We start from the raw sequence: 25,984 nt of genomic DNA, 5'->3' as shown, positions 1-25,984 counted from the left end.
CGGCGAGAGGAACCACCGTGAGCGAGCAGCCACGTCAAGAAAAGCTGGACCTAGCTGACCACGCGAACGCCGCGGCCCGTGACCAGGGCGTCACCGAAGCGGCGGTGGCCGTGCAACCCGGGCTGTTCCCCGACGACTCCGTGCCCGACGAACTGGTCGGCTACCGCGGGCCGAGCGCCTGCCAGATCGCCGGCATCACCTACCGCCAGCTGGACTATTGGGCGCGGACGTCGCTGGTGGTCCCGTCGATCCGCAGCGCCGCCGGTTCGGGCAGCCAGCGGCTCTACTCGTTCAAGGACATCCTGGTCCTCAAGATCGTCAAGCGGCTCCTGGACACCGGCATCTCGCTGCACAACATCCGGGTCGCCGTCGACCACCTGCGCCAACGCGGCGTTCAGGACCTGGCAAACATCACCCTGTTCTCCGACGGCACCACCGTGTACGAGTGCACCTCCGCCGAGGAGGTCGTCGACCTGCTGCAGGGCGGCCAGGGGGTGTTCGGCATCGCGGTGTCGGGCGCCATGCGGGAGCTGACCGGCGTCATCGCCGACTTCCCGGGTGAGCGCGCCGACGGCGGCGAGTCCATCGCCGCTCCCGAGGACGAGCTGGCATCCCGGCGCAAGCACCGCGACCGCAAGATCGGCTGACGCCCTCGGGCCCACAGCCCTTGCCGCGAGCCCGCGCAGCCGGGCATCCCACCCGCCGCGTGGGCGCGCGAACACGCACGCTCGCGGTGGGTGCCGGGCGCGGTGGGTGGGTAAGCTGGACTGCGCATCGCATTCGTGCGGGAGAGTTCTGTGACCGCCAGTCACGGACGCCGAAGGAGCAACACCTCTCCGTCAACCTCTCAGGCACCCGGACCGCACGAGTCAACGATGCCTCTGGAAAGCGGTAGCGGCTGTGACGGCCGGTACCCGCCGATGGGGAAAGGCGTTCGGACACCCGGCGCCGAATCTCTCAGGCGCCCGGCCGACGGGTGAAGACAGAGGGAGAGGGCCGCTAGGCCTCTGCCTCGTGCCGTCTACCTGAGGAGCTTCTCGCCGTGCCCGACCACGCAACCTTCGCAGCCCGCCACATCGGCCCGGACGAGCAGGCCGTTTCGGCCATGCTCGCCGTCATCGGCGTCGACTCGCTCGACGAGCTGGCGGCCAAGGCGGTGCCCGCGGGCATCTTCGACGAACCCTCCGGCGACGGTGTCGCGCCGGGCCTCGACCGGTTGCCGCCCGCGGCCACCGAGGCGCAGGCGCTGGCCGAGCTGCGTGCGCTCGCCGAGGCGAACACCACGGCCGTGTCGATGATCGGGCAGGGCTACTACGACACGTACACACCGCCGGTTTTGCTGCGCAACATCCTGGAGAACCCCGCCTGGTACACCGCCTACACCCCGTATCAGCCCGAGATCAGCCAGGGGCGGCTGGAGGCGCTGCTGAACTTCCAGACCATGGTCGCCGACCTCACCGGTCTCGAGATCGCCAACGCGTCGATGCTCGACGAGGGCACCGCGGCCGCCGAGGCCATGACGTTGATGCATCGCGCGTCGCGAAGCAAGTCCGACCGGCTGGCCGTCGACTCCCACCTGTTCGCCCAGACCGCCGCCGTCCTGGCCACCCGGGCGCGGCCGCTGGGCATCGAAGTCGTCACCGCCGACCTGTCGCAGGGCCTGCCCGACGGCGAGTTCTTCGGGGTCATCGCGCAGCTGCCGGGTGCCAGCGGCCGGGTCACCGATTGGTCGGCTCTGGTCCGTCAAGCCCATGACCGGGGCGCGCTCGTGGCCGTCGGCGCCGACCTGCTGGCGTGCACGCTGATCACACCGCCCGGTGAGATCGGGGCCGACGCGGCCTTCGGCACCACCCAAAGATTGGGTGTGCCAATGGGATTCGGCGGCCCCCACGCGGGCTACCTGGCGGTGCACGCGCAGCACGCGCGGCAGCTGCCGGGCCGGCTGGTGGGCGTGTCCGTCGACAGCGACGGCGCCCCGGCGTATCGCCTGGCGCTGCAGACGCGCGAGCAGCACATCCGCCGCGACAAGGCCACCAGCAACATCTGCACCGCGCAGGTGCTGCTGGCGGTGATGGCCGCGATGTACGCCAGCTACCACGGCGCCGAGGGATTGACCGCGATCGCGCGGCGCGTGCACGGTCATGCCGAGACGATCGCCGCTGCGCTGGGCGATGCCGTGGTGCATGACAAGTACTTCGACACCGTGTTGGCGCGGGTACCGGGACGCGCCGACGAGGTGCTGGCCGCAGCCAAAGCCGAGGGCATCAACCTGTGGCGCGTCGACGCCGACCACGTCTCGGTGGCCTGCGATGAGGTCACCACCGATGCACACGTCGCCGCGGTGCTGCGGGCGTTCGGGGTGCCGCCCGCCGGCCCGACCTGCGCGGGAATCGTCAACCGCACGTCGGAGTTCCTGACCCACCCCGCCTTCACGCAGTACCGCACCGAGACGGCGATGATGCGCTACCTGCGGACGCTGGCGGACAAGGACGTCGCGTTGGACCGCAGCATGATCCCGCTGGGCTCGTGCACGATGAAGCTCAACGCCGCCGCCGAGATGGAGGCCATCACCTGGCCGGAATTCGCACGTCAGCATCCCTTCGCGCCGGCGTCCGACACCGCGGGGCTGCGCCGGCTCATCGGCGATCTGGAGGACTGGCTGGTGCAGATCACCGGGTACGACGCGGTGTCACTGCAGCCCAACGCCGGCTCACAGGGGGAGTACGCGGGCCTGCTGGCCATCCACGACTATCACGTCAGCCGGGGCGAACCGCACCGCGACATCTGCCTGATCCCGTCCAGCGCGCACGGCACCAATGCCGCGTCGGCGGCGCTGGCCGGCCTGCGGGTGGTCGTGGTGGCCTGCCGTGACAAGGGTGGTCAGGCGGGCGACGTCGACCTCGACGACCTGCGGGCCAAGGTCGCCCAGCACGGCGACCGGCTGGCGGCCCTGATGATCACGTATCCGTCCACGCACGGCGTCTACGAGCACGACGTCGCCGAGATCTGCGCGGCCGTGCACGACGCCGGCGGGCAGGTCTACATCGACGGCGCGAACCTCAACGCGCTGGTCGGCCTGGCGCGGCCCGGCAAGTTCGGCGGCGACGTCAGCCACCTCAACCTGCACAAGACGTTCTGCATCCCGCACGGGGGCGGGGGGCCGGGCGTCGGGCCCGTGGCGGCGCGTTCGCACCTGGCGCCTTTCCTGCCTGGCCACCCCTACGCGCCCGAGTTGCCGCAGGGCCACCCGGTGGCGTCGGCGCCCTACGGGTCGGCGTCGATCCTGCCGATCAGCTGGGCGTACATCCGGATGATGGGCGCCGACGGGCTGCGGGCGGCGTCGCTGACCGCGATCGCGCTGGCCAACTACGTCGCCCGCCGCCTCGACGAGTACTTCCCGGTGCTGTACACCGGTGAGAACGGCATGGTCGCCCACGAGTGCATCCTGGACCTGCGCGGCATCACCAAGTCCACCGGCGTGACCGTCGACGACGTCGCGAAACGGTTGGCGGACTACGGCTTTCACGCGCCGACGATGAGCTTCCCGGTAGCCGGCACGCTGATGGTGGAGCCCACCGAGAGCGAGAGCCTGACCGAGGTCGACGCCTTCTGCGACGCCATGATCGCCATCCGCGGCGAGATCGACCGCGTCGGCTCGGGGGAGTGGCCGGTGGACGACAACCCGCTGCGGGGCGCACCCCACACCGCGGAGTGCCTGCTGGTGGCCGAGTGGGATCACCCGTACACGCGCGAGCAGGCCGCCTATCCGCTCGGCAAGGGCTTCCGGCCCAAGGTGTGGCCGCCGGTGCGTCGCATCGACGGCGCCTACGGCGACCGCAACCTGATGTGCGCGTGCCCGCCGGTGGAGGCCTTCGCCTGACTCGCGCCTGACTCGCGGCTGCAGTGCGCCTACGCTCGCGGCACCCGGGCGATGGCCGCCCCGGTGGTATCAGTACCGGCCGAAGACGGTCGCCACGTTGTGGCCGCCGAATCCGAACGAGTTGTTGATCGCATAGTCGTAAACGCCGGGCCGGGGATCGCCGCTCACCACGTCCAGATCGATCTCCGGGTCGAGGTTGCGCAGGTTCAACGTCGGCGGGATCACCTGGTCCCGCAGCGCCAGCACCGTCAGGATCGCCTCCAGGGCGCCCACCGCGCCGACGGAGTGGCCGAGGGCCGACTTGGGCGCGTACACCGCCGGCGTGTTGCTCCCCAGAGCGTTGTTGATGGCCTTGGATTCGGCCAGGTCGCCCACCTGCGTTCCGGTGGCATGGGCGTTGACGTGATCGATGTCGCCGGGCGTGAGGCCCGCAAGCTGGATGGCCCGGGTCATCGCGTAGCCGGCGCGCTCCCCGTTGGGGTCCGGCGCGACCATGTACATGCCGTCGGAGGTGACGCTCGCGCCCATCAGGCGGGCCAGGATGTTGGCGCCCCGGGCCTTCGCGTGCTCCTCGGTCTCGATGACCATCAGCGCACCGGCCTCGCCGAAGACGAAGCCGTCGCGGTCCTTGTCGAAGGGGCGGCAGGCGCCCGGCGGATCGGCGTTGTTGGTCGACATGACGATGCGCATCTTGGCGAAGGCGGCAATGGGCACCGCCTCGATCCTGGTCTCGACACCGCCGCAGATGGCGATGTCGGCGTCGCCGAACACGATGCCCTGCCACGCGCGGGCGATGGCCTCCGAACCCGACGCGCACGCCGACACCGGCGTCAGCACGCCGGCCCGGGCGCGCCGGTCCAGCCCGACCGCCGACGCCGCACCGTTCGGCCCGTACTTCTGCACGACGAGCGGCGACACGGCCCTTATGCTGCGGTGCGCGCGCATGTCGTCGAGGGTGAAGACCAGTTCCTCGCCCGAGCCGAACCCGGTGCCGACGGACACCAGCAACCGGTTGGGGTCCACTGTCGGCGAGCCGGCGTTGTCCCACGCCCGCCGGCCCACGACCGTCGACATGCGTTGCAGGTAGCTGGTCCGGCGGATCTCGGCGCGGGTCAGCTGGCTGTCGAACTCCTCGAGCAGGTGCCCGCCGATGCGGACCGGGAGGTCGAACTCCTCGACGAAGGGGTCGTCGAGCTCGCGGATGCCGCTCTGGCGGTCGAGCAGCAATTTCCACGTGGTCTCGGTGTCCGGCGAGAGCGCCGTGGTCATCGCCACGCCGGTGACGACGACGTCGGGAAGTGCTTTTCCTGTAACAAATTCTGGCATCGGGCGGGCGATTTTCCTTTCCTAACTCACCAACAGCGCGCTTCAACAGGAATTCGGGCCTCGGCAGATGGCCGCGTGCGGCCAGTTTCAGGTGAATCCATGGTAGGCACGCGATCGCGTCGCGACGCCCGCCAACACGGCTTGCCCGGCCTGCACATTCCTGCCCGCGCCCTGTGACGGCACCGGCTGTCGACTCAACCTCACGCTGAGCTTAGCGCCCTCGGATGGGCACGAGCTGACATGGCCACGTGACGCCGATGCCGAGATTCGGTCGAAACCGCAGGTGAGGAGGCCGCGCCGAGCCCGCAGCCGCGGCCGATCCTTCGTTTCGCGGCCACTTGTTCGTCGCCCGCGCCCTGCGGTCGCGGGCTCAGCTCAGGTAGGTGTTGACCGCGGCGGCCAGCTCCGGGGAGGCCGACGTGGGCAGGTTCTGATAGCCGCCGCCACTGAGCTGAGCCACCGCCTCCCACGTCGCGCGGTCCGGGTCGGAGCCGAAGTCGATGACGTTCACCGCGATCGGCTTGGCCGGGTCGGCGCTCTTGCGAATGAAGTCCTGCAACCCCGCGCCGTCGAGGGACTGGTCGGTGTGCGGCCCTGCGGTAATCACGAGTATCGAATTTGTCTGTCCGGCATGGTAATTGGTTTGGATTTCCTGATAGATCATGCGCAGGGTGGTGAACGAGACGGCACCACCGGCCGACGAGTACTGCTTGTCCAGCGCCGCCGTCAACGCCGATGCGCGCGGTTGGCCGTTGACGGGGTCGGACAGCGGCCCGGTGCTCACCTCCGAACGCCCCTCGTGACCGTCGAAGGTCCACAGGCCGATCGCCGAGGTCGGGGGAAGGGCCTTGAGCCGGTCCTCGAGGGCCGCGATCACGTTGGCGAGGCGCGTCTTCCCGCCCTCGTCGCCGGGCATCGACTGGTCGAGCATGATGGTCGCGGCCACGCCGCTCGACGGTGATGCCATCGCCTCGGCCAGCGTGGCGCGCATCGAGTCGTCACCCACCGAGAGGGTCGAGGACACCGCGGGGAAGCTGGTGACGGGGCTGTCGGGCGGTTTCACGCCGCTGACCCGGAAGCCGGCCTTGGCGAGCTTGTCGAGTTGCTCCGGTTTGTGCAGGAAGCGGGCGAACTCGCTGGCCGCGGCGGTCTGCTCCTGGGTCAGCCACGAGCCGCTGAGCAACACGGTCGGGTAGTCGGCGACGGGCACCGGGCCGGGAGGCAGCCAGGAGCCCAGCGTGGCCTTGGCGTTCGACAGCGATTGGCCGCGCTGGAACAGCTGCTGCTCGGTGGTGACCACTGCGTGCACCGGCGCCGTCGCGGCGTCCCCGGACTTGACCAGCGCGTCCATCGCCGTGGTCAGCGAATTGTCGGACAGCTTGGGCTGGGCGCTCTGCAAGGCGCGCACCGCGCCGCTTCCCTGCGTCGCCGGCGCGTTCGCGGGCGCCGACCCGGCGGCCACCGCCTCGCCGGCCAAGAACGACGCGTCGCCGTTGCCATTCATCGGCAGCGAGAGCCGCAGCGATCCCCACCCCGGCAGGTTCAGGGCGGCCAGGGAATTCGGGTTGGTCTGCAGGCCGGGCAGCGCCGCCCAGTTCTGGGTGCCCAGGGCGGTCGCCAGTTCGGGGCGGGTGGCCAGCACCACCGGCGAGGTCACCAGTGAGCGGCTGTCGGTGATGGTCTTCTGGCCGGCGGCCCCCACCAGCCGCGCGGCGGACACCGAGCTGCCCGGTATCCACAACGCCGGCTGGCCGCCCAGCTCCGCGGGCCACTTGCCGATGAAGCCGTTGAGGACGGCGTCGGAGCCGGCCGGTTTGACCCCGACGACCATGCAGTGGTCACCCACCGGTCCGGCCGACGAGTTGAAGCTGTCGGCCAACTGCTGCAGGGGTTCGGCGATGGACGGGTCGGCGACCACGGCCACGCCCTCCTTGCCCCCGACGCATCGCACGGCCGCGCGGTGCGAGCGGTTGGACAACGCGTCGCCGATGAAGCTCCACACGATGACGGTCCCCACCACCACGACCACGGCGACCAGGGCCACGATCACGCCGATGCTGACCCCGCGGCGCCCGCTCTGGCTGCGATGACCGCCCCGCCAGTCGCCGAGGCCCCGATGGCCCCGGCGAAACGGGGAGGTGGGGGACTCCGGCGGCTCCGGGGCCGCCACCCGCGACGGGAACTCGGGGTAGTCGTCGGCCGCGGCGCCCGCGAGGGAGCCCGCGGCCGGGATGCCCGCGTCGCCCCAGTACAGATCGTCTTCGGGGTGGTACTCGGCGCCGGACTCATCGCCCGGCGGATCGTCCGACGACGGCTGGACCTGAAGGTCTTCGGGGGGGTCTTCGGCGTCGCCGGCGCCATCCCGGGCGGGGACGGCGTGCTGGCCCGCGGCCGCGTCGTCCGCCTCATCGATGGCCTCGTCGTCGGCCTCGCTCTCGGCGCCGTGATCGGGGAGTTCCTCGACGGAATCCTCGGGGTCGGGCATGCTGTGCCTACCCATACCGGTGCCCGTCGCCTTTCCCTCGACCCGTCACAAACCCGGCGCCGATTCTACCCATCAAGCCCGGTACCGGCGCGAACACGCCGATCGGGCGCCGTCTCAATTCGATTGCGCTTCGCGTGCCTTGGCTTCGCGGCGACGGCGGTGCAGGATCGGCTCGGTGTAGCCGTTGGGTTGCTGCGTGCCGGTCAGGATGAGGTCCTGGGCGGCCAGGAAGGCCAGGCTGTCGTCGAAGTTCGGCGCCATCGGCAGGTACGCGGCGTCCTTGGCGTTCTGCTCGTCCACCAGCGGTGCCATGCGCTCGAGGCTGGCGCGCACGTCCTCCTCGGTGATGACGCCGTGGCGCAGCCAGTTGGCCAGCAGCTGGCTGGAAATCCGCAGCGTGGCGCGGTCCTCCATGAGTGCCACGTCGTGGATGTCGGGCACCTTCGAGCAGCCGACGCCCTGAGCGACCCAGCGCACCACGTAACCGAGGATCGACTGGCAGTTGTTGTCGACCTCCTCGCGGATCTCCTCGGGGGCCCAGGCCAGTTCCTTGGCCAGGGGGATGGTCAGCAATTCGTCGATCGTGGTGCGCTTCTTGCCCGCCAACTCCTCCTGCACGGCCGCCACGTCGACGTAGTGGTAGTGCATCGCGTGCAGGGTGGCCGCCGTCGGCGACGGCACCCACGCGGTGGTGGCGCCGGCCTTGGGCTGGCTGATCTTCTGCTCGACCATGTCGGCCATCAGCTCGGTCATGGCCCACATGCCCTTGCCGATCTGCGCCTTGCCCTTGAAGCCGGCCGCGAGACCGGTGTCGACGTTGGCGTCCTCATAGGCCTTGATCCAGGTGGTGCCCTTCATCGCACCCTTGCGGATCATCGGGCCGGCCTCCATCGAGGTGTGGATCTCGTCGCCGGTGCGGTCCAGGAAGCCGGTGTTGATGAACACGACCCGGTCGGCGGCGGCCTTGATGCATGCCTTGAGGTTGACGGTGGTGCGCCGCTCCTCGTCCATGATGCCGACCTTCAGCGTGCCCTGCGGCAGGCCGAGGACGTCCTCGACGCGGCTGAACAGCTCGCAGGTGTACGCGACCTCGTCGGGTCCGTGCATCTTGGGTTTGACGATGTAGATGGACCCGGTACGGCTGTTGGCCAGCGGTCCGTTCGCCTCCCCGGTCCTGAGCCCGTGGATCGCGGTCAGCCCGGTGAACAGGGCGTCCATGATGCCCTCGAACACCTCTTTTTCCTCGTCGCCGTCGCCGACGGACACGATGGCGTCGTTGGTCATCAGGTGCCCGACGTTGCGGACGAACATCAGGCTGCGCCCGGGCAGCGTGAGCTGGCCGCCGTCGGGCGTCTGGTAGGTGCGGTCCTGGTTGAGCACGCGGGTGAACGTCTTGCCGTCCTTGGCGACCTCCTCGGACAGGTCGCCTTTGTTGAGCCCCAGCCAGTTGCGGTAGCCGAGCACCTTGTCGTCGGCGTCCACGGCGGCCACCGAGTCCTCGAAGTCCATGATCGTGGTGATCGCCGACTCGAGCACCACGTCCTTGATGCCCGCGGCGTCGGTCTTGCCGACCGGCGACTCCGGGTCGATGAGGATCTCGATGTGCAGGCCGTGGTTGACCAGCAGGACCGACCAGTCGGGGGAGCCCAGCTCACCGGTGTAGCCGAGGAACTTCTCCGGGTCGGCCAGGCCGACCGATCCGTCGCTGGTCGCGATGTTCAGGTGGCCGTCCTGCACGGACAGCCCCGTCGCGGCGGCCCACGACCCGGACTCCAGCGGAACCGCCCGGTCGAGGAACTCGCGGGCGTAGGCGATCACCTTGTCGCCGCGGACCTTGTTGTAACTCGACCCCTTCTCGGCGCCGTCGTCCTCGGGGATGACGTCGGTGCCGTACAGGGCGTCGTAGAGCGAACCCCAGCGGGCGTTGGCGGCATTCAGCGCGAATCGCGCGTTGAGCACCGGCACCACCAGCTGCGGACCCGCGGTGGTGGTGATCTCGTCGTCGACGCCGGAGGTCGTGATCGTGAAGTCGTCGGGTTCGGGCAGCAGGTAGCCGATGTCGATGAGGAACTGGCGGTACTCGTCGATGTCGAGCGGCGCGATCACCCGGCTGCGGTGCCACTTGTCGATCTGTGCCTGCAGCTCGTCGCGACGGTTCAGCAGATCCTGGTTTTTCGGGGTGAGGTCGGTGACCACCTTGTCCACGCCCGCCCAGAAGCTGTCCGGGTCGATGTCGGTGCCGGGCAGGGCCTCGTTGTTCACGAAGTCGTAGAGCACTCGGGCGACGCGCAAGTTGCCCGCCGACACGCGATCAGTCATCGTTCTCCTCCATTTGAGCCTGGTGTTGGCAACTCACTGGCCCTCGACATGCGTCATCGTCAGCCTACCGATCAGCAGGCTGGCGGACGTGAACCGGCCGACCCGCAACAGCAGGTCAAGCGATGCGGCACCGCGACGAGTCCGGAGCGAACCGGCGTCGCGCGGGTACCGCGGCCCGGCATCCACTGCCCGCCCAGCGCCTGTCTTGACTGGTAGCCGTTGGAGATCATACGGGCTGGGACCGACCGGCCCGACCGGCCCGGGCGGCCAGTGGCCCCGGTGGCCCCGGTGGCCCTAGTGGCCCTAGTGGCTTTAAGCCTCGCGCATCGTGCCGACCAGGTCTTCGACCAAGTCCTCCATTGCCACCATCGCGACCACGCTGCCGCCGGCGTCGGTCACCAGTGCCAGGTGGCTGTTCGTCCGCCGCATCCGCGACAGGGCGTCGGCCAGGGGCAGCGACGCGGCGACCCGCGGCAGCGGCCTCACCAGGCCGAGCCCGATCACCGTCTGCGGGTCACCGCCGAGGGTCAGCACGTCCTTGATGTGCAGGTAGCCGATGAAGTCGCCATGGGAATCGGCCACCGGGAACCGCGAGTACCCCGTCTCGGCCAGCGCCTGTTCGACCGCCCCGACGGTGGGCCCCGAACCGGCCTCGGCCACCGGCACCGCATGGACGTCGGCCAGCGGCCGCGCGACGTCGGCGACCACCCGGTTTCCGATCTGCAGCGCCCGGGTCAGCCTGCTGTGTTCCTCGGGATCGAGCAGCCCCTCGGAGCCGGATTCGGCGATCAACTGGCTGAGCTGGACCGGCGAGACCGTGATGTCGAGCTCGTTTTTGGGTTCGACGCCGACCGCGCGAAGGATCGCGTTGGCGCACTTGTTGTAGAACACGATGACCGGTCGGGCCGCCCGCACGTACGCCAGGTAAGGCGGTACCAGCAGCATGGCCGTGCGCTCGGGGCCGGCCAGCGCGATGTTCTTGGGCACCATCTCGCCCAGCAGCACGTGCAGCGTGACGACGATGGCCAGCGCGATGGCCAGCGACAACGTATGCACCAGCGCCGGGTTGGCGCCGGTGAACCCGAGGGCCGTCCGCAGCAGGTCGGCCACCGCCGCCTCGCCGATCCGTCCCAGCAGCAGGGAGGCGACGGTGACGCCGAGCTGGGCGCCGGCCAGCATCGACGACAGCTGCTCGCCGGCGCGGATCACGGTGACGGCCCTCGTCTTGCCCTGTTCCGCAAGGGCTTCCAGGCGGTCGCGCCGCGCCGAGATGAGCGAGAACTCGGCGCCGACGAAGAACGCGTTAGCCCCGATCAGCAGCAGCGCCAGCAGCACGCCCAGGGTGGAGTTCATCAGTGGCCCCGCTCCGCGGGTGTCTCGTCGTGGCGCCCCAGCTCGGTCAGTTCGAGCAGGTCGATCCGGCGGCCGTCCATCCGGATGACCCTGGCCTGCCAGTGCTTCGTGTCGTCCGGCAGGCCGTCCCCGTCCAGGGCGGGCAGCTCCACCGTTTCACCGACCCGCGGCATGTGGCCGAGTTCCCGCAGCACCAGACCACCGATGGTTTCGTAGGGGCCCTCGGGCGCGCGGAACCCGGTGGAGGCGGCGACCTCGTCGATGCGCAGCAGACCCGACACCCACCAGCCGCTGCCGGCCGCCACCACATCCGGCGTCGCGTCGTCGTGTTCGTCGCGGACGTCGCCGACGATCTCCTCGATCAGGTCCTCGACGGTCACCATGCCCGCGGTTCCGCCGTATTCATCGACGACCATCGCCGTCTGCAGGCTGTTGGCGCGGATCTCGGCCATCACCGCGTCGCCGTCCAGCGTGGAAGGCACCGCCGCAACGGGTTGCGCGATGGTGGCCAGCAGCGTGCGCGAGCGCTCGCCGGGGGGGACGGCGAAGACCTGCTTGACGTGCACGATGCCGACGGTCTCGTCGAGATCGCCCGCGACCACTGGAAACCGGGAGAAGCCGGACTCGGCCGCCGCCACCACCAGGTCGGCCACCGTGTCGTCGGGCTGCAAGGCCACGATCTTGGACCGGGGCGTCATCAGCTCCTCGGCGGTCAGGGTGCCGAACTGCAACGAGCGGCGCACCAGGGCGGCGGTCGCGGGATCCAGGGCGCCGCTGCGCGCCGAGGATCGCACCAGCGACAGCAGCTCCTGCGGCGACCGGGCCGACCGCAGTTCCTCGGCGGGCTCGATGCCCAGCTTGCGGACCGTCCAGTTGGCCGCGCCGTTGGTCATGCGGATCGCCGGGGTGAGCAGCAGCGAGAACAGCAGCTGGAAGCCCGCGACGGCCCGCGCGGTGGACAGCGGGCGCGCCACGGCGAGGTACTTGGGCACCAGCTCGCCGAACACCATCGACACCGACGTCACCACCGCCAGGACCAGGAAGGCCATGATGCCGTCGCCGACGTGGTCGGGCACGCCCAGCGCATCCAGCCACGGGTGCGGGAGGTCGGCGACCATCGGCTCGGTGAGGTAACCGGTGGCCAGCGTCGTGATCGAGATCCCCAGCTGGGCGCCCGAAAGCTGGAACGACAGCCGATGATGCGCGCGCTGGATGAAGCGGTCGCGGCGGGCGCCGCCGCGGGCATTGGCGTCAACGGTGCTGCGGTCCAGCGCGGTGAGCGAGAACTCGGCGGCGACGAAGACCGCGTTGCCGAAGATCAGCAGTGCGATCGCCACCACGCTGATCACGTTGCCGGTCATGTTCACGCCGGCGGGACCTCGACGCGTGCCTGCGGCACGTCATGCCTTTCGCTCGGTGCCACGCGGCGTTTGCCGCGGGCGCAAATCACGTGAATTCACATGCTAGCCAGTGGTGCCCACATCCGTCGTCACCAGCCCGAGGGCAACGGGTGGCCCTCGGCGAAGCCCGCGGTGGACTGCACGCCGAGGACGGCGCGCTCGTGCAGCTGCGCGAGGTTCGCCGCGCCCACGTAGGTGCAGGTGCTCCGCACACCCGAGGTGATGTGGTCGATCAGGTCCTCGACCCCGCCGCGATCGGGGTCCAGCCCCATCCGCGACGTCGAGATGCCCTCCTCGAACAGCGCCTTACGGGCGCGGTCGAACGCGGTCTCGGACCCGGTCCGGGCGACCACCGCACGCTTGGACGCCATGCCGTAGCTCTCCTTGAAGGGCTGGTCGTCGCGGTCGCGCATCAGGTCGCCCGGCGACTCGTAGGTGCCCGCGAACCACGACCCGATCATCACGTTCGACGCCCCGGCGGCCAGCGCCAGCGCCACGTCCCGCGGATGCCGGATACCGCCGTCGGCCCATACGCGTCCACCGAGTTCCTTTGCGGCAGAAGCGCATTCGAGCACCGCGGAAAGCTGTGGGCGGCCCACGCCGGTCATCATCCGGGTGGTGCACATCGCGCCCGGCCCCACCCCGACCTTCGCAATCGAGGCACCGGCGCCGAGCAGGTCACGGGTGCCGTCGGCCGAGACCACGTTGCCCGCGGCCAGCGGCACACCCAGGTCCAGGGAAGACACCGCCCGGATCGCGTCCAGGGTCTTGGACTGGTGGCCGTGCGCGGTGTCGATGACCAGCATGTCCACCCCGGCCTCGACCAGCGAGCGGGCCTTGCCGCCCACATCGCCGTTGATCCCGACGGCCGCGCCGATCCGCAGCCGCCCGTGGGTGTCGGTGGCCGGCGTGTACAGGCCCGCGCGGATCGCCCCGGTGCGGGTCAGCACCCCGGCGAGCGTGCCGTCGACGTTGGTCACCACCGCGACCCCGATCGGCGCGTGCTCGAGCAGGTCGAAGATCTTGCGCGGTTCGGCTCCCACCGGAGCGGTGACGAAGTCGGTCATCGCGACGTCGCGCACCCGGGTGAAGCGGTCCACACCCACGCAGGACGACTCGCTCACCAGCCCGATCGGGCGGCCCTCGAAGACCACGACCGCCACCCCGTGGGCGCGCTTGTGAATCAGGGCCATGGCGTCGGACACCGCGTCGTCGGGCTCCAGAGTGACGGGGGTGTCGAGCACCAGGTCGCGGCTCTTGACGAAATCCACCGTTCGCTGCACCGCGGTGATCGGCAGGTCCTGCGGCAAGATGACCAGCCCGCCGCGCCGCGCCACCGTCTCGGCCATCCGCCGGCCGGCGACGGCGGTCATGTTGGCGACGACGATCGGGATGGTGGTGCCCGAGCCGTCGCCGGTGGACAGGTCGACGTCGAACCGCGAGGCGATATCGGACCGGTTCGGCATGATGAACACGTCGTTGTAGGTCAGGTCGTAACCGGGCCGGTGCCCGTCCAGAAACCTCATCGCGGTCGATCTGCCCCCTCGAGTTCGCCCGGCTAGGCGGGCACTTCGGTGCGGTCTGCACTCCACAGCGTGTGGAAGCGCTTCTCCGGGTCGTCGTCAATGCGCCCGTACGTGTGCGCGCCGAAGAAGTCCCGCAGGCCCTGGGTCAGCGCGGCGGGCAGCCGCTCGGTGCGCAGCGCGTCGTAGTAGGACAGCGACGAGGAGAAACCCGGAATGGGGATACCCAGCTGTGTGGCGGTCACCACCACGCGGCGCCAGCTGTCAATCGCGGCCTCGATCGCGCTGCGGAAATACGGCGCCACGATCAACGTCGGCAGGTCGGGGTCGTCGTCGAAGGCCTCTTTGATGCGGTTGAGGAACTTCGCGCGGATGATGCAGCCGCCGCGCCAGATGGTGGCCAGGTCACCGGGGGTGATGCCCCAGTCGTACTCGGCGCTGCCGGCCTGGATCTGGTTGAAGCCCTGCGCATAGGCGATGATCTTCGACGCATACAGGGCCTGGCGGACGTCCTCGGTGAACTGCTGCGCGTCGCCGGGCCGGGCGCCCAGCTCACCCGAGGCCAGCCCGGTGGTGGCCTTGCGCTGGGTCACCGAACCCGACAACGCCCGCGCGAACACCGCCTCCGCGATGCCCGTGACCGGCACGCCGAGGTCCAGCGCGGACTTCACCGTCCAACGGCCGGTGCCCTTCTGTTCGGCCTCGTCGAGGATGACGTCGACCAGCGGCTTGCCCGTCTTCGCGTCCGTCTGGCGCAGCACCTGTGCGGTGATCTCGACCAGGAAGCTGTCCAGGTCGCCTTTGTTCCACTCGTCGAAGACGTCGGCGATCTCGCCGGCGGTCTTGCCCAGGCCGTCGCGCAGCAGCTGGTAGGCCTCACCGATCAACTGCATGTCGGAGTACTCGATGCCGTTGTGCACCATCTTGACGAAGTGGCCGGCGCCGTCGGGCCCGATGTGCGTGCAGCACGGAACGCCGTCGACGTGCGCGGAGATCTCCTCGAGCAGCGGTCCCAGCGATTTGTACGACTCGGCCGGGCCGCCCGGCATGATCGACGGGCCGTTGAGCGCGCCCTCCTCACCTCCGGAGATTCCGGCGCCGACGAAGTGCAGGCCGCGCTCGCGCATCGCCTTCTCGCGGCGGATGGTGTCGGTGTAGAGCGCGTTGCCGCCGTCGATGATGATGTCGCCTTCTTCCATGGTGTCGGCCAGCTCGTTGATCACCGCGTCGGTGGGGTCGCCGGCCTTGACCATGATGAGCACCCGCCGCGGCTTTTCCAGCGCGTCCAGAAATTCTGCGATGGTCTCCGACCGCACGAATTTGCCCTCGCCGCCGTGCGCCTCGAGCAGCGCGTCGGTCTTGGCGACGGACCGGTTGTGCAGGGCGACCGTGTAGCCGTGGTGGGCGAAGTTGCGGGCGATGTTCGAACCCATCACGGCCAGGCCGGTGACACCGATCTGCGCGGTGCCCGTCGTGGATTCCGCCGAACTCTTCTCTGGCATCTCTTCAGGAGCCTCTCAGTTGGATCCGACAAGCCTTCGATTGACGACAAACCTTCGATTGACGACAAACCTTCGATTGACTACAAACCTTCGATTGACGACAAGCCTTCGAGGACACTGTGGCACAACGGACTCGTCTGCGCCCGAGGTGATGGGCCTGCCCGCACCGGGCGTCGCGCCCTGCGCCGTCCTAGACGCCGAACAGCCGTTGCAGCTCGGTGAGCCACGGGATGGCCAGCGCGATCGTGGGCACTACCAGGATGGTCGCCGCGGTCAGGTAGGCCAGCGCCGAGACCCTCACGCTGTTGCCGGCTCCGGACAGCCGCCGGACCCGTAGCACGGTGCTGGTCCCGCCCGCGGCGAGCGCACCCGAGGGCGCGTGCCCGCCGGCACAGGTCACCAGCGCACGGGCCAAGGGGGCGCGGCCGGCCGCGCGCACCGCGGCGTCGTCGGCCAGCAGCTCGACGAGCAGCTGCACGGCGCGCAGTGCGTTGGCGCTGCGCACCAGCCGCGGGAAGGCGGCGTGCACGGCGGTGAAGGCCTCGAGCACCAGGTCGTGGCGGGCGCGCAGGTGGGCCCGCTCGTGGCTGAGGATGGCGGTGACTTCCTCGCCGTTCAGTGCGGTCAGGGCCCCGTCGCTGACCACCACGCGGCTGCGCACACCGGGCAGGCAGTAGGCGAGTGGCTGCGCGACGTGCAGAACGCGCAGGTCACGCGTCCGCGCGCACGGCTGGGCGAGGGCCGCGTCGGGGCCCACGTCAACCAGGTCGACCACCATGCGGTGGTGGGCGCGCCGGCGCCGATTGGCGATCGCCACCCGCATCACGGCCGTGATCAGCCGCGCGCCGACGACGACGGTCAGCCCGAAGACGGCGAGGTAGAGCGCCCACAGCGGCCAGCCGAGCCGCCCGGCGGCGCCGAGGATGCTGGTCGTGGGCCGGCCGTCCGGGCCGGGCATCAGCACCCGGGTGGCGATGGCGATGCCCGCGCTGAACGCCGACAGCGCCGCGGCCAGCGCGATCGCCTGCCACAGCACCATCGCGGCCCGCGGCGCGCGCAGGGGCCAGGAGGCGCGTGCCAGGAGAGCCGGCGCCGGACCGGCGAGCAGCACCGCGAGGATGGTGAAAGCCAGCGCGGACACACTGCCAGTCTCCCTTAGTCCTGCGGCTGAGCGCCAGCAGGCGGCGAGTTACGGCGAGTTACGGCGAGTTACGTTGGTTGGACTCCAGTTCGGCGAGCGCGCGGCGCAGCGCCTCCGCCTCGTCGGCGCCGACGCGCTCGACGAAGTGCACGAGCGCGGCGTGTCGGCTCCCGGTGTCCTCGGCCTGGGCCAGGGCATCCACCATGAGCCCGGCGACCAGTTCGTCGCGCCCATGCACGGGCGCGTACCGGTGCGCCCGGTCGTCCCGGATCTGAGAGACCAGATTCTTCTTCGCCAGCCGTTGGAGCACGGTCATGACGGTCGTGTATGCGAGGTCGCGCCGCGCCGACAGGGCTTCGTGAACCTGGCGGACGGTCTGCGGCTCCGGCGAGGACCACAAGTGATCCATGACGGCGCGTTCCAGCTCTCCCAGCCGCGTCAGCTTGGCCATATAGCGATCATCTCCTACGTCCAGACGAAGCGTACTCCCGCTTTACTACCGACGGTCGTTGAAACTCGTAACGGTTGGGGCGGCCCGAAGGTGCCCGAACGCGTCGACGGGGAAGCCGGCCCGGGTCCTTGCAAATTTAGGGCAGCCTTGCCTATGCTGAATCGGTCGAGCGACAACGACCGCGGCGAGTCCTGAGGGCTGCAGCGACCCCCGGTCTACTCGATCGGCGAGCCCCGTGCCCAGCGGCCCGGGGCTCGCCCGTTTCTGCGGACCCTTTCGGGCGCCGGCGGCGGCACGAGTCGCCGGCGCGCGACGATGGTGTAGACACATCTGCGTGTCCAGATCGTCCGACATTCCGCCGGATTTCACCGCGCCGTTCGACAGCGAAATAGGCCTGCGCTACACCGAGCTCGGCCCCGACGGGGTGCGCGCCGAGCTCGAGGTGACGCCCAAACTGCTGCAGCCGATGGGTCTCGTGCACGGCGGTGTCTACTGCTCGATGGTGGAGAGCATGGCCAGCGTCGCCGCCCACACGTGGCTCACCGATCGCGGCGCCGGCGGCACCGTGGTGGGGGTCAACAACAACACCGACTTCCTGCGATCCATCGGGTCGGGCACGGTGTACGGCGTCGCCGAGCCGATTCACCGCGGCCGGCGCCAGCAGTTGTGGCTGGTCACCATCACCGACGCCGACAACCGGCTGGTGGCCCGCGGGCAGGTGCGCCTGCAGAACCTCGAGGAGCGACCGGGGCGGGTCTGAGCGCGGCCCCGTGCTCGCGCGCGCGGCTCGCGTGGCAGGATCACAGAACATGCTGCTGACGCCGCACGAGCAAGAGCGATTGCTGTTGTCATACGCCGCCGAGTTGGCCCGTCGTCGTCGCGCCCGGGGTCTGCGGCTCAATCATCCGGAGGCGGTGGCGATCATCACCGACCACATTCTCGAGGGCGCGCGGGACGGTCGCACGGTCGCCGAGCTGATGGCAAGCGGGTGTGCGGTGCTCGGCCGCGACGATGTGATGGAGGGGGTGCCGGAGATGTTGGACGACGTGCAGGTCGAAGCGACCTTTCCCGATGGCACGAAGTTGGTCACCGTGCATCACCCGATCGCATGATTCCCGGCGAAATCCTTTACGGCAGCGGCGATATCGAGATCAACGCCGGCGCACCGCGGTTGCAGATGCGCGTGGTCAACACCGGCGATCGCCCGGTCCAGGTGGGCAGCCACGTACACCTGCCGCAGGCCAACTCCGCTTTGTCCTTCGATCGCGACGCCGCCCACGGTTTGCGCCTGGACGTGCCGGCGGCCACCGCGGTGCGTTTCGAACCCGGTGTGGCCCAGACGGTCTCGCTGGTGCCCCTGGGTGGGCGCCGGGAGGTGCACGGGTTGAGTTTGAACCCGCCCGGGCGGCTCGACGCCTGATGGCCGGGTTGTCGCGGGAGCGTTATGCCCAGCTGTTCGGTCCCACCACCGGAGACCGGATCAGGTTGGCCGACACCGATCTGCTGGTGGAGATCACCGAGGACCGCAGCGGGGGACCGGGCCTGGCCGGCGACGAGGCGGTGTTCGGCGGCGGCAAGGTGCTGCGCGAGTCGATGGGCCAGGGCCGGGCGTCACGGGCCGAGGGCGCACCCGACACGGTGATCACCGGCGCGGTGATCATCGACCACTGGGGAATAATCAAGGCCGACATCGGCATTCGGGACGGGCGCATCGTCGGGATCGGCAAGGCCGGCAACCCCGACACCATGACGGGTGTGCACCGGGACCTGGTCGTCGGGCCGTCCACCGAAGTCATCGGCGGCAACGGCCGCATCGTGACCGCGGGCGGCATCGACTGCCATGTGCATCTGATCTGCCCACAGCTCATGCCCGAGGCGCTGGGCAGCGGCATCACCACCATCATCGGGGGCGGCACCGGGCCCGCCGAGGGCAGCAAGGCCACCACGGTGACACCCGGCTCCTGGCACCTGGCGCGCATGCTCGAGGCGCTCGACGGCTGGCCGATGAACTTCGCGCTGCTGGGCAAGGGCAACACCGTCAATGCCGAGGGGCTGTGGGAGCAATTGCGCGGCGGCGCATCGGGTTTCAAGCTCCACGAGGACTGGGGGTCCACGCCCGCGGCCATCGACGCCTGCCTGAGCGTCGCCGACGCCGCCGGGGTGCAGGTGGCGCTGCACACCGACACCCTCAACGAGACGGGTTTTGTCGAAGACACCCTGGCCGCCATCGCCGGCCGCTCGATCCACACCTACCACACCGAGGGCGCCGGCGGCGGTCACGCTCCGGACATCATCACCGTGGCCGCCCACCCCAACGTGCTGCCCAGCTCCACCAATCCGACCCGCCCGCACACCGTCAACACCCTCGACGAGCACCTGGACATGCTGATGGTCTGCCACCACCTCCACCCGCACGTGCCAGAAGACCTCGCATTCGCCGAAAGCCGGATCCGGCCCTCGACCATCGCCGCCGAGGACCTGCTGCACGACTTGGGCGCGATCTCGATGATCGGCAGTGACTCCCAGGCCATGGGCCGCGTCGGGGAGGTCGTGCTGCGCACCTGGCAGACCGCGCACGTGATGAAACGCCGCCGCGGCGCCCTGCCCGGCGACGGGTCGGCCGACAACCACCGCGCGCGCCGCTATGTGGCGAAATACACCATCTGCCCGGCCATTGCGCACGGCCTCGACCACGAAATCGGTTCGGTCGAGGTCGGCAAGCTCGCCGACCTGGTGCTGTGGGAACCGGCGTTCTTCGGGGTCCGCCCGCACGCCGTGCTCAAGGGCGGCATGATCGCCTGGGCGGCCATGGGCGACGCCAACGCCTCCATCCCCACCCCCCAGCCGGTCCTGCCGCGCCCCATGTTCGGCGCCGCCCCGCCCACCACGGCGGCCACCTCGCTGCACTTCGTCGCCCCGGCGGCCATCGAGGCCGGCCTGGCCGAAACACTGGCCGTGACACGGCGTTTGGCCCCCGTCGCCGATGTCCGCGCGGTCGGCAAAGCCGACCTGCCTCTCAACGACGCCACGCCTGACATCCAGGTCGACCCCGACACCTTCACCGTCCGCATCGACGGCGAAATCTGGCCAGAACAACCGGCCGCCGAACTGCCGATGGCACAACGGTATTTCCTGTTCTGACGGCTCATGTCCGCGCTGGCTACCCTGCTCACCCTGGCCGACTCCCGCCTGCCGGCCGGGGCGCACGTGCACTCCGGCGGCGCGGAAGAGGCCGTCACCAGCGGCCTGGTGACCGATCTGGAGACGTTGAATGCGTTCCTGTGCCGTCGGATTCGCAGTCACGGGCTGGTCACCGCGTCCATCGCGGCGGCGGTCCACCGCGGCGAACTCAGCCTCGCAGATGCCGACCGGGAGACCGACGCGCGGACGCCGGCGCCGGCCGCCCGGCAGGCGTCGCGCAGTCAGGGCCGCGGACTGGCGCGCCTGGCCCGGCGCGTCTGGCCGACCGGCGGCTGGGACGACGCCGGACCCCACCCGCACCTCGCCGTCGCGGCGGGGCGGGTCGGGGCCGTCAGCGGGATCAGCCCCGGGCAGAGCGCGCTGGCGATCGTCTACACCACGATGACCGGCTCGGCGACGGCCGCCCAGCGATTGCTCGCGCTGGACCCGGCCGACGTGGCGGCGTGCACGTTCGAGCTTGCGGCGCTCTGCGAGCGCACCGCCGCCGAGGCCGCCGCCGGCCTGGCCGACCTGTCCGACCCGCTGCTCGACACGCTCGCGCAGCGCCACGCCGGCCGGGAACGGCCGCTCTTCGTTTCCTGACGCCCCGGCCCGCTATTGGCTTGCGGGCAGCGTCGTCTCGGGCGCCGGGGTCGCGGACTCCTGCCGCTGCGGAATCGCGTCCGCGTGCGGTGCGTCGCTCTTGGCGTGGGCCCGCGTGAACGCGAGGTACAGCAGACCCGAACCGATGACGGCCGCCGACAGAATCAGGATGATGTAGTCGTCGTACCAGGGCTTGTGGGTGTCCCGCGGCCAGCAGAGGTTGACGATCGCCGCCACGCCGTAGCCCAGGGCCCCGATGTTGACGAGCATGCCCCACCGCCCCAGCCGGTACTTGCCGGCCGGTTTCCAGCCCTTGAGGCGGGCACGCAGGGCGGCGAGCACGACCATCTGGAATGCGATGTAGACGCCGACAGAGCCGAAGCTGACGAGTTTCGACAGGGCGTCGCTGGAGATCAGCGAGCCGACGATCAGCGCGCCGGGGATGATGACCGCGATCAGCAGCGCGTAGGGCGGCACGTGGCGCTTGTGGTCGAACTTCGCCAACAGCTTGGAGCCGACGATCATGTCGTCGCGTCCGTAGGAATAGACGAGCCGGCTGGCGGCGGCCTGCAGGCTCAGCGCGCACGACACGAAGGAGATCAGCACGACGCAGAGCACCAGCTTGGCGCCGACGCCGCCGAACGACGTCTTGAGGATGGTGTCGATGGGGTCGCTGTCCTTGCCGCTGATCACCGCGTGGTAGTTGCCGACCGACAAGATCAGGCTCAGGCAGACGAACGTGGCTGCGGAGCCGCCGATGTAGATGGTGCGGCGCATCGCCTTCGGGATCGCCCGGCCGGGGTTACGGACCTCTTCGGCGACGTCGCCGCACGCCTCGAAACCGAAGAACTGGTACAGGGCGATCAGGCTGGCGGCCAGGAAAGCGTAGGTGAAGCTGTGCTGTCCCTGGGCGCCGAAGCTGTGGAACAGCACCCCGAGCCCGTGGTGGCGCTGCGTGCACAACAGCCAGACGCCGACCACCACGGCACCGATCAGTTCGGCGCTGAAACCGAAGATGGCGAAGTAGCCCAGCATCTTGGTGCCGGTCAAGTTGATGCCGGTGGCCAGGGCCAGCATGATCAGCGCGCACAGCACCGTGGCATGCGCCGAGGATTTGAAGCCCAACACGTCGGCCACGTACGGGCCGGCGCCGTAGGCCGCGTCCGCGAGGAGCGCCAGCAGCGTGAAGATGTAGACCCACCCGGTCATCCACGCCCACTTGCGTCCCCACAACCGGCGAGCCCAGGGGTAGACACCACCGGCGACGGGGAACTGCGCGACCACCTCGCTGAAGACGAGCGCGACCAGCATCTGGCCGGCACCGGCGATCAGCAGGGTCCAGATCATCGGCGGGCCTGCGGCAGCCAGCGCGAATGCGAACAGCGTGTAGATGCCGACCACCGGCGAGAGGTAGGTGAAGCCGAGCGAGAAGTTCGCCCACGGGCTCATGTCCCGCTTGAAGTCCGACTTGAAGCCCAGCGCCTGAAGCTGCGCCAGGTCATCGTCGTGCGGATCGCCGGAGGCGGCATCCGCCGCTTGCGTCCGGGTATCCGGTTGCGAGGCATCGGATTTCACGTTGGTGTCCAAAATGTTCTCCTCATCTTCTCCGACCGGGTGGAGCGGCAGGGTGTCCGCTGGCCGACTTGCCGTACAGGTGTGCGATCGCCGAGTCGCTACTTGTTGGTCCCCTCCCGGATCAAGGTCGCCGCGGTGCGCTTGAGCACGTCGCGCTGCCGGGTCACGTCGGCCATCGCCTTGCGCAGCTGGGCCAACTCCTCCCGCTCGCTGAGCGCGCCTTCGTCGGCGGCGCTGGCCGCCGGCTGTGCCCAGCGGGCCGCGGGGTCGTCGTTGACACCCGAGTCCCCGCCCAGCGCCGGAATCACCTTGTTGCGGCCCCCGGCCCGCAAGCGGCCCTGGTCGCCGCGGGGGGCGTTCACGACGCTGGCCACCGGACCCATCGGGGGCATGCCGCCGTAGAAGCCCGGTGCGGACGCGCCGGCCTGCGGCACGCCGGCCGGCCCGGAACCCGGCAGTGGCGATGCGGACGCGGCCAGCCGGACGGCCGGGGAAGTACCCCATGACGACGGCACCGACAGGTTGCCCACCATGGTCGACTCGCCCAGCCCCGCGGACACCCCGGCGTTGCCGAGGCCCGCCGAGGCCCCCGAGGCCGAACTCACCAGGGACGACCCGACGCCGGCGTCGAGGCCACCCACGCCCGCCGCCCCGGCCGCTCCGGCCGCGGGCGCCGGCGCGGAAAGCGCGTTCACCAACGGATTCCAGCCCGCCGCCACGGGGGGCGCGAGGGTGAGCAACGATCCGGAAGCGTCGAAGTTGAGACCTTCGGAGAGGATCTGGTAGCCCACCGTGCCGGCACTGAGCGTGTGGAACGTCGCGAACGGATAGCTGTTCAGCACACCCAGGATCGGGTTCGGCCCGTTCAGGTAGTCGATGATCGGGTTTCCGGTGGGCGCGGCGGCAGCGGGTCCCGACGAGAGGCTCTGCAGGACGTTGGGCACGCTCGCGAGGGCCGACTGCGTGCTCTGTCCGCTGGTGGTGGCGGCGGCCGTGCCCTGAGTCGTCGTGCCCGACTGGCTGGTGGTCGGCGGCGGCGAAGAGAACGCCGTCAGCCTGGTCGCGGCCGCCGATGCCCCGGCATAGCCGTACATCGCCGCGGCGTCCTGCGCCCACATTTCCGCGTACTGCGCCTCGGTGGTCGCGATCGCCGCGGTGTTCTGCCCCAGCGTGTTGGTGGCCACCAGCGCCGCCAGCATCGCCCGGTTCACCTCGATCTGCAGCGGCGGCACCGTGGCCGCGAACGCCGCCTCGTAGGCGGCGGCCGCCGCCCCGAGCTGACCGGCGGTCTGCGCCGCCTGCGTGGCGGTCGCGTTCATCCACGACAGATAGGGACTGACCGCCGCGGCCATCGCCGCCGACGACGGCCCCTCCCAGGGGCCGCCCGTGAGACCCGACACCACGGCCCGATACGAGCTCGCGGTCGAACTCAACTCCGCGGCCAGGGCCTCCCAGGAGGCCGCCGCCGCGGTCAGCGATGCGGCTCCCGGGCCCGCGTACATGCGCGCGGAGTTGACCTCCGGCGGCAACGCCGCAAAGTCGATCACAGCATGGCCTCCTTGATCAGGCGAGCCGCCGCGTCGCGCTCCATCGCCGCCTCGGCGATGGACCTGCGCAGCTGCTCGAGCTCCTCGCGTTCCTGCTCGCTCAGCGCGCTGGCCACGTGCCGGCGAGCCGGTTGCGGCGGCGCGCTTCGGCCGGCCGACGTGTCCTCGGCGGCTTGTTCGCCGGGCATCGTCGGGATGACCTTCTGGCCCGTCTCCGACCGCGCCCGAACCTGTTCGCCGCGAGGCGCGTTGACCAGGCTTCCGACGGGCGGGATACCGCCGAAGAAGCCGGGCTCGCCGGCTTGCGGCGCAGCGCCCGGGCCGGCGGCCGCCAGCGGCGACGCGCTGTCGACGAGCCGGATCCCCGGCGCGCCGGCCCACGACTGCGGCACCGACAGCTTGCCGACCGTCGCCGCCCCACCCACGCTCGCCGCGACGGGGGCGGCGCCCGCACCCGAACCGACCGAACTCGCCAACGCGCCGAGTCCCGCGTCGGGCGCCACGTCGCCGGCCACGGCCGCGGCCGAGGGCACGGCGAGCCCGTACAGGCCACCCAACAGCGGCGTGATGCCCGAAGCCGTGAACAACGGACCACTGATGACCAGCGCCCAGTTGCCCGAATCCGTGGTGAAGGTGTTGAGTGCCTGGCCGGTGGTGGTGCCGAGCACGTCTTCCACGAACGAAATCGGATCGAACGATCCGCCGGCCCCGATGTTCTGCAGCGCGCCGGGCACCAGGCTCATCGCCTGGGTCACACCGGTCTGCGCGGCCGGCGTGGCCGCGGTCTGGCTGACCGCGGCGGCTTGGGCGGCCGTGCCGCCCTGGTTGGTGGTCTGGGGCGCCGGGACGAACGCGGTGAGCTTGGTAGCCAGGGCCGAAGCGGCGGCGTAGCCGTACATCGCGGCGGCGTCCTGGGCCCACATCTCGGCGTACTGCGCCTCGGTGGTCATGATCGCCGGGGTGTTCTGTCCCAGGATGTTGGTGGCCACCAGCGCCGCCAGCAGGGCCCGGTTCACCTCGATCACCGGTGGCGGCACGGTCGCCCCGAAGGCGGCCTCGTACGCCGCGATCGCCGAGTTGAGTTGGCCGGCCGTCTGTTCGGCCTGCGCGGCCGTCGCGCTCATCCACGCGATGTACGGGGTGACGGCGGCGGCCATCGTGGCCGACGAGGGGCCCGCCCACGGGCCGCCGGTGAGCTCGGACACCGCCGACTCGTACGACCGCGCCGCGATGTTCAGCTCCGCGGCCAGCCCATCCCAGGCCGCCGCGGCCGCCACCAGCGGGCCCGACCCCGGGCCCGCGTACATCCGCCCGGAGTTGATCTCCGGCGGTAGTGCCGCAAAGTCCACCTCTATACCCCCGTATTGAGCCGCCCCGGAGCGGACCGGGCGCCATCAGGCACAACTCAGCCGCCGGCATGTCCCGGATGCCGGCCAGCCGGTTGCGCTGCGAGCGCTGCGGCTGACGGCAGCCGGCTCGCCGCACATGTCCGTGAGCCTGGACGGATGTGCATATTTACGCACCGACGCTTATATTCCCGCACGTACGTTGTATTTTTCCAAACCCGGCTGTACTAGTCCTGGCGAACTGCTGGGAATTAGCTGAAAGTTGACCGGCCGCGTCGGAGCGGGCTACCGGGCGACGTTACAGCGTGGATGACGACCGGGCTCGTGCGGCGGTCCGCCCGTAAATCCGCACA

Annotated in this window: 19 protein-coding genes and 2 riboswitches; of the genes, 7 read left to right on the top strand and 12 right to left on the bottom strand. The window is 70.3% G+C overall.

Annotation, left to right across the window (positions count from 1 at the left end):
• The first annotated feature begins 17 nt into the window (after positions 1-17).
• Complete coding sequence (locus tag G6N48_RS06955; protein WP_085267482.1) at positions 18-647, top strand: MerR family transcriptional regulator; 630 nt, start codon at positions 18-20, stop codon at positions 645-647.
• 128 nt (positions 648-775) lie between these two features.
• Positions 776-873: riboswitch (glycine riboswitch) on the top strand.
• A gap of 2 nt (positions 874-875) precedes the next feature.
• Positions 876-996: riboswitch (glycine riboswitch) on the top strand.
• A 46-nt stretch (positions 997-1,042) separates the two neighbouring features.
• On the top strand, positions 1,043-3,880 hold the full coding sequence (gene gcvP / locus G6N48_RS06950) for an aminomethyl-transferring glycine dehydrogenase (RefSeq protein WP_085267483.1): 2,838 nt from the start codon (positions 1,043-1,045) through the stop codon (positions 3,878-3,880).
• 69 nt (positions 3,881-3,949) lie between these two features.
• Here gcvP and kasB read toward each other — a convergent pair whose 3' ends face one another.
• The 9 genes from kasB to G6N48_RS06905 all read right to left on the bottom strand — a co-directional run bounded on the left by kasB (position 3,950) and on the right by G6N48_RS06905 (position 17,380).
• Positions 3,950-5,206 (bottom strand): 3-oxoacyl-ACP synthase KasB, encoded by a 1,257-nt coding sequence (gene kasB, locus G6N48_RS06945; RefSeq protein ID WP_085267484.1) that lies wholly within the window; start codon positions 5,204-5,206, stop codon positions 3,950-3,952.
• Between the two features lie 370 nt (positions 5,207-5,576).
• A complete protein-coding gene (locus G6N48_RS06940; protein WP_085267485.1) occupies positions 5,577-7,706 on the bottom strand; it encodes a substrate-binding domain-containing protein in 2,130 nt (709 codons plus the stop codon).
• A 99-nt stretch (positions 7,707-7,805) separates the two neighbouring features.
• Positions 7,806-10,010 (bottom strand): malate synthase G, encoded by a 2,205-nt coding sequence (locus G6N48_RS06935; protein ID WP_085267486.1) that lies wholly within the window; start codon positions 10,008-10,010, stop codon positions 7,806-7,808.
• Between the two features lie 312 nt (positions 10,011-10,322).
• On the bottom strand, positions 10,323-11,363 hold the full coding sequence (locus G6N48_RS06930) for a hemolysin family protein (protein ID WP_085267487.1): 1,041 nt from the start codon (positions 11,361-11,363) through the stop codon (positions 10,323-10,325).
• Positions 11,363-12,724: a hemolysin family protein gene (locus G6N48_RS06925; protein ID WP_276081076.1), complete on the bottom strand. Its 1,362-nt coding sequence runs from the start codon at positions 12,722-12,724 to the stop codon at positions 11,363-11,365. The genes G6N48_RS06930 and G6N48_RS06925 overlap by 1 nt, the downstream gene beginning before the upstream one ends.
• A 128-nt stretch (positions 12,725-12,852) precedes the next feature.
• On the bottom strand, positions 12,853-14,289 hold the full coding sequence (locus G6N48_RS06920) for a GuaB1 family IMP dehydrogenase-related protein (RefSeq protein WP_085267489.1): 1,437 nt from the start codon (positions 14,287-14,289) through the stop codon (positions 12,853-12,855).
• A gap of 32 nt (positions 14,290-14,321) precedes the next feature.
• A complete protein-coding gene (gndA, locus tag G6N48_RS06915; RefSeq protein WP_085267490.1) occupies positions 14,322-15,788 on the bottom strand; it encodes an NADP-dependent phosphogluconate dehydrogenase in 1,467 nt (488 codons plus the stop codon).
• A gap of 190 nt (positions 15,789-15,978) precedes the next feature.
• The gene (locus tag G6N48_RS06910) at positions 15,979-16,929 is read right to left on the bottom strand and encodes a M56 family metallopeptidase (RefSeq protein ID WP_085267491.1); all 951 of its coding nucleotides are present in this window, start codon (positions 16,927-16,929) and stop codon (positions 15,979-15,981) included.
• Positions 16,930-16,987: 58 nt separating this feature from the next.
• The gene (locus G6N48_RS06905; protein ID WP_085267492.1) at positions 16,988-17,380 is read right to left on the bottom strand and encodes a BlaI/MecI/CopY family transcriptional regulator; all 393 of its coding nucleotides are present in this window, start codon (positions 17,378-17,380) and stop codon (positions 16,988-16,990) included.
• 328 nt (positions 17,381-17,708) lie between these two features.
• Here G6N48_RS06905 and G6N48_RS06900 point away from each other — a divergent pair, with 328 nt between their 5' ends.
• Genes G6N48_RS06900 through G6N48_RS06880 form a run of 5 tightly spaced genes read left to right on the top strand, consistent with a single transcriptional unit; the run spans position 17,709 to position 21,163 of the window.
• Positions 17,709-18,140 carry a PaaI family thioesterase gene (locus G6N48_RS06900; RefSeq protein WP_085267511.1) on the top strand — a complete coding sequence of 144 codons (432 nt, stop codon included), beginning with the start codon at positions 17,709-17,711 and terminating at the stop codon, positions 18,138-18,140.
• Positions 18,141-18,189: 49 nt separating this feature from the next.
• Positions 18,190-18,492, top strand: coding sequence for an urease subunit gamma (locus G6N48_RS06895; protein WP_085267512.1), 303 nt, complete (start codon positions 18,190-18,192; stop codon positions 18,490-18,492).
• Complete coding sequence (locus G6N48_RS06890) at positions 18,489-18,800, top strand: urease subunit beta (RefSeq protein WP_085267493.1); 312 nt, start codon at positions 18,489-18,491, stop codon at positions 18,798-18,800. Before G6N48_RS06895 ends, G6N48_RS06890 begins: the two co-directional genes overlap by 4 nt.
• Complete coding sequence (locus G6N48_RS06885; RefSeq protein ID WP_085267494.1) at positions 18,800-20,521, top strand: urease subunit alpha; 1,722 nt, start codon at positions 18,800-18,802, stop codon at positions 20,519-20,521. Before G6N48_RS06890 ends, G6N48_RS06885 begins: the two co-directional genes overlap by 1 nt.
• Before the next feature lie 6 nt (positions 20,522-20,527).
• Entirely contained in the window at positions 20,528-21,163 is a 636-nt protein-coding gene (locus tag G6N48_RS06880) for an urease accessory protein UreF (RefSeq protein WP_085267495.1), read from the top strand.
• 12 nt (positions 21,164-21,175) lie between these two features.
• Here the strand turns inward: G6N48_RS06880 and G6N48_RS06875 are convergent, their stop codons facing one another.
• From G6N48_RS06875 to G6N48_RS28610, 3 genes are all read right to left on the bottom strand, one after another.
• The gene (locus tag G6N48_RS06875) at positions 21,176-22,750 is read right to left on the bottom strand and encodes an APC family permease (protein WP_232066561.1); all 1,575 of its coding nucleotides are present in this window, start codon (positions 22,748-22,750) and stop codon (positions 21,176-21,178) included.
• Between the two features lie 86 nt (positions 22,751-22,836).
• Positions 22,837-24,282: a PPE family protein gene (locus tag G6N48_RS06870; protein ID WP_085267514.1), complete on the bottom strand. Its 1,446-nt coding sequence runs from the start codon at positions 24,280-24,282 to the stop codon at positions 22,837-22,839.
• Positions 24,282-25,634, bottom strand: coding sequence for a PPE family protein (locus tag G6N48_RS28610; RefSeq protein WP_085267496.1), 1,353 nt, complete (start codon positions 25,632-25,634; stop codon positions 24,282-24,284). The genes G6N48_RS06870 and G6N48_RS28610 overlap by 1 nt, the downstream gene beginning before the upstream one ends.
• Between the last annotated feature and the right edge of the window lie 350 nt (positions 25,635-25,984).

The sequence above is a fragment of the Mycobacterium parmense genome, assembly GCF_010730575.1.
In the GTDB taxonomy this organism is placed as follows: domain Bacteria; phylum Actinomycetota; class Actinomycetes; order Mycobacteriales; family Mycobacteriaceae; genus Mycobacterium; species Mycobacterium parmense.
Note: the sequence above shows the minus strand (reverse complement) of the source record. Positions and strands in the feature narration are given on the sequence as shown.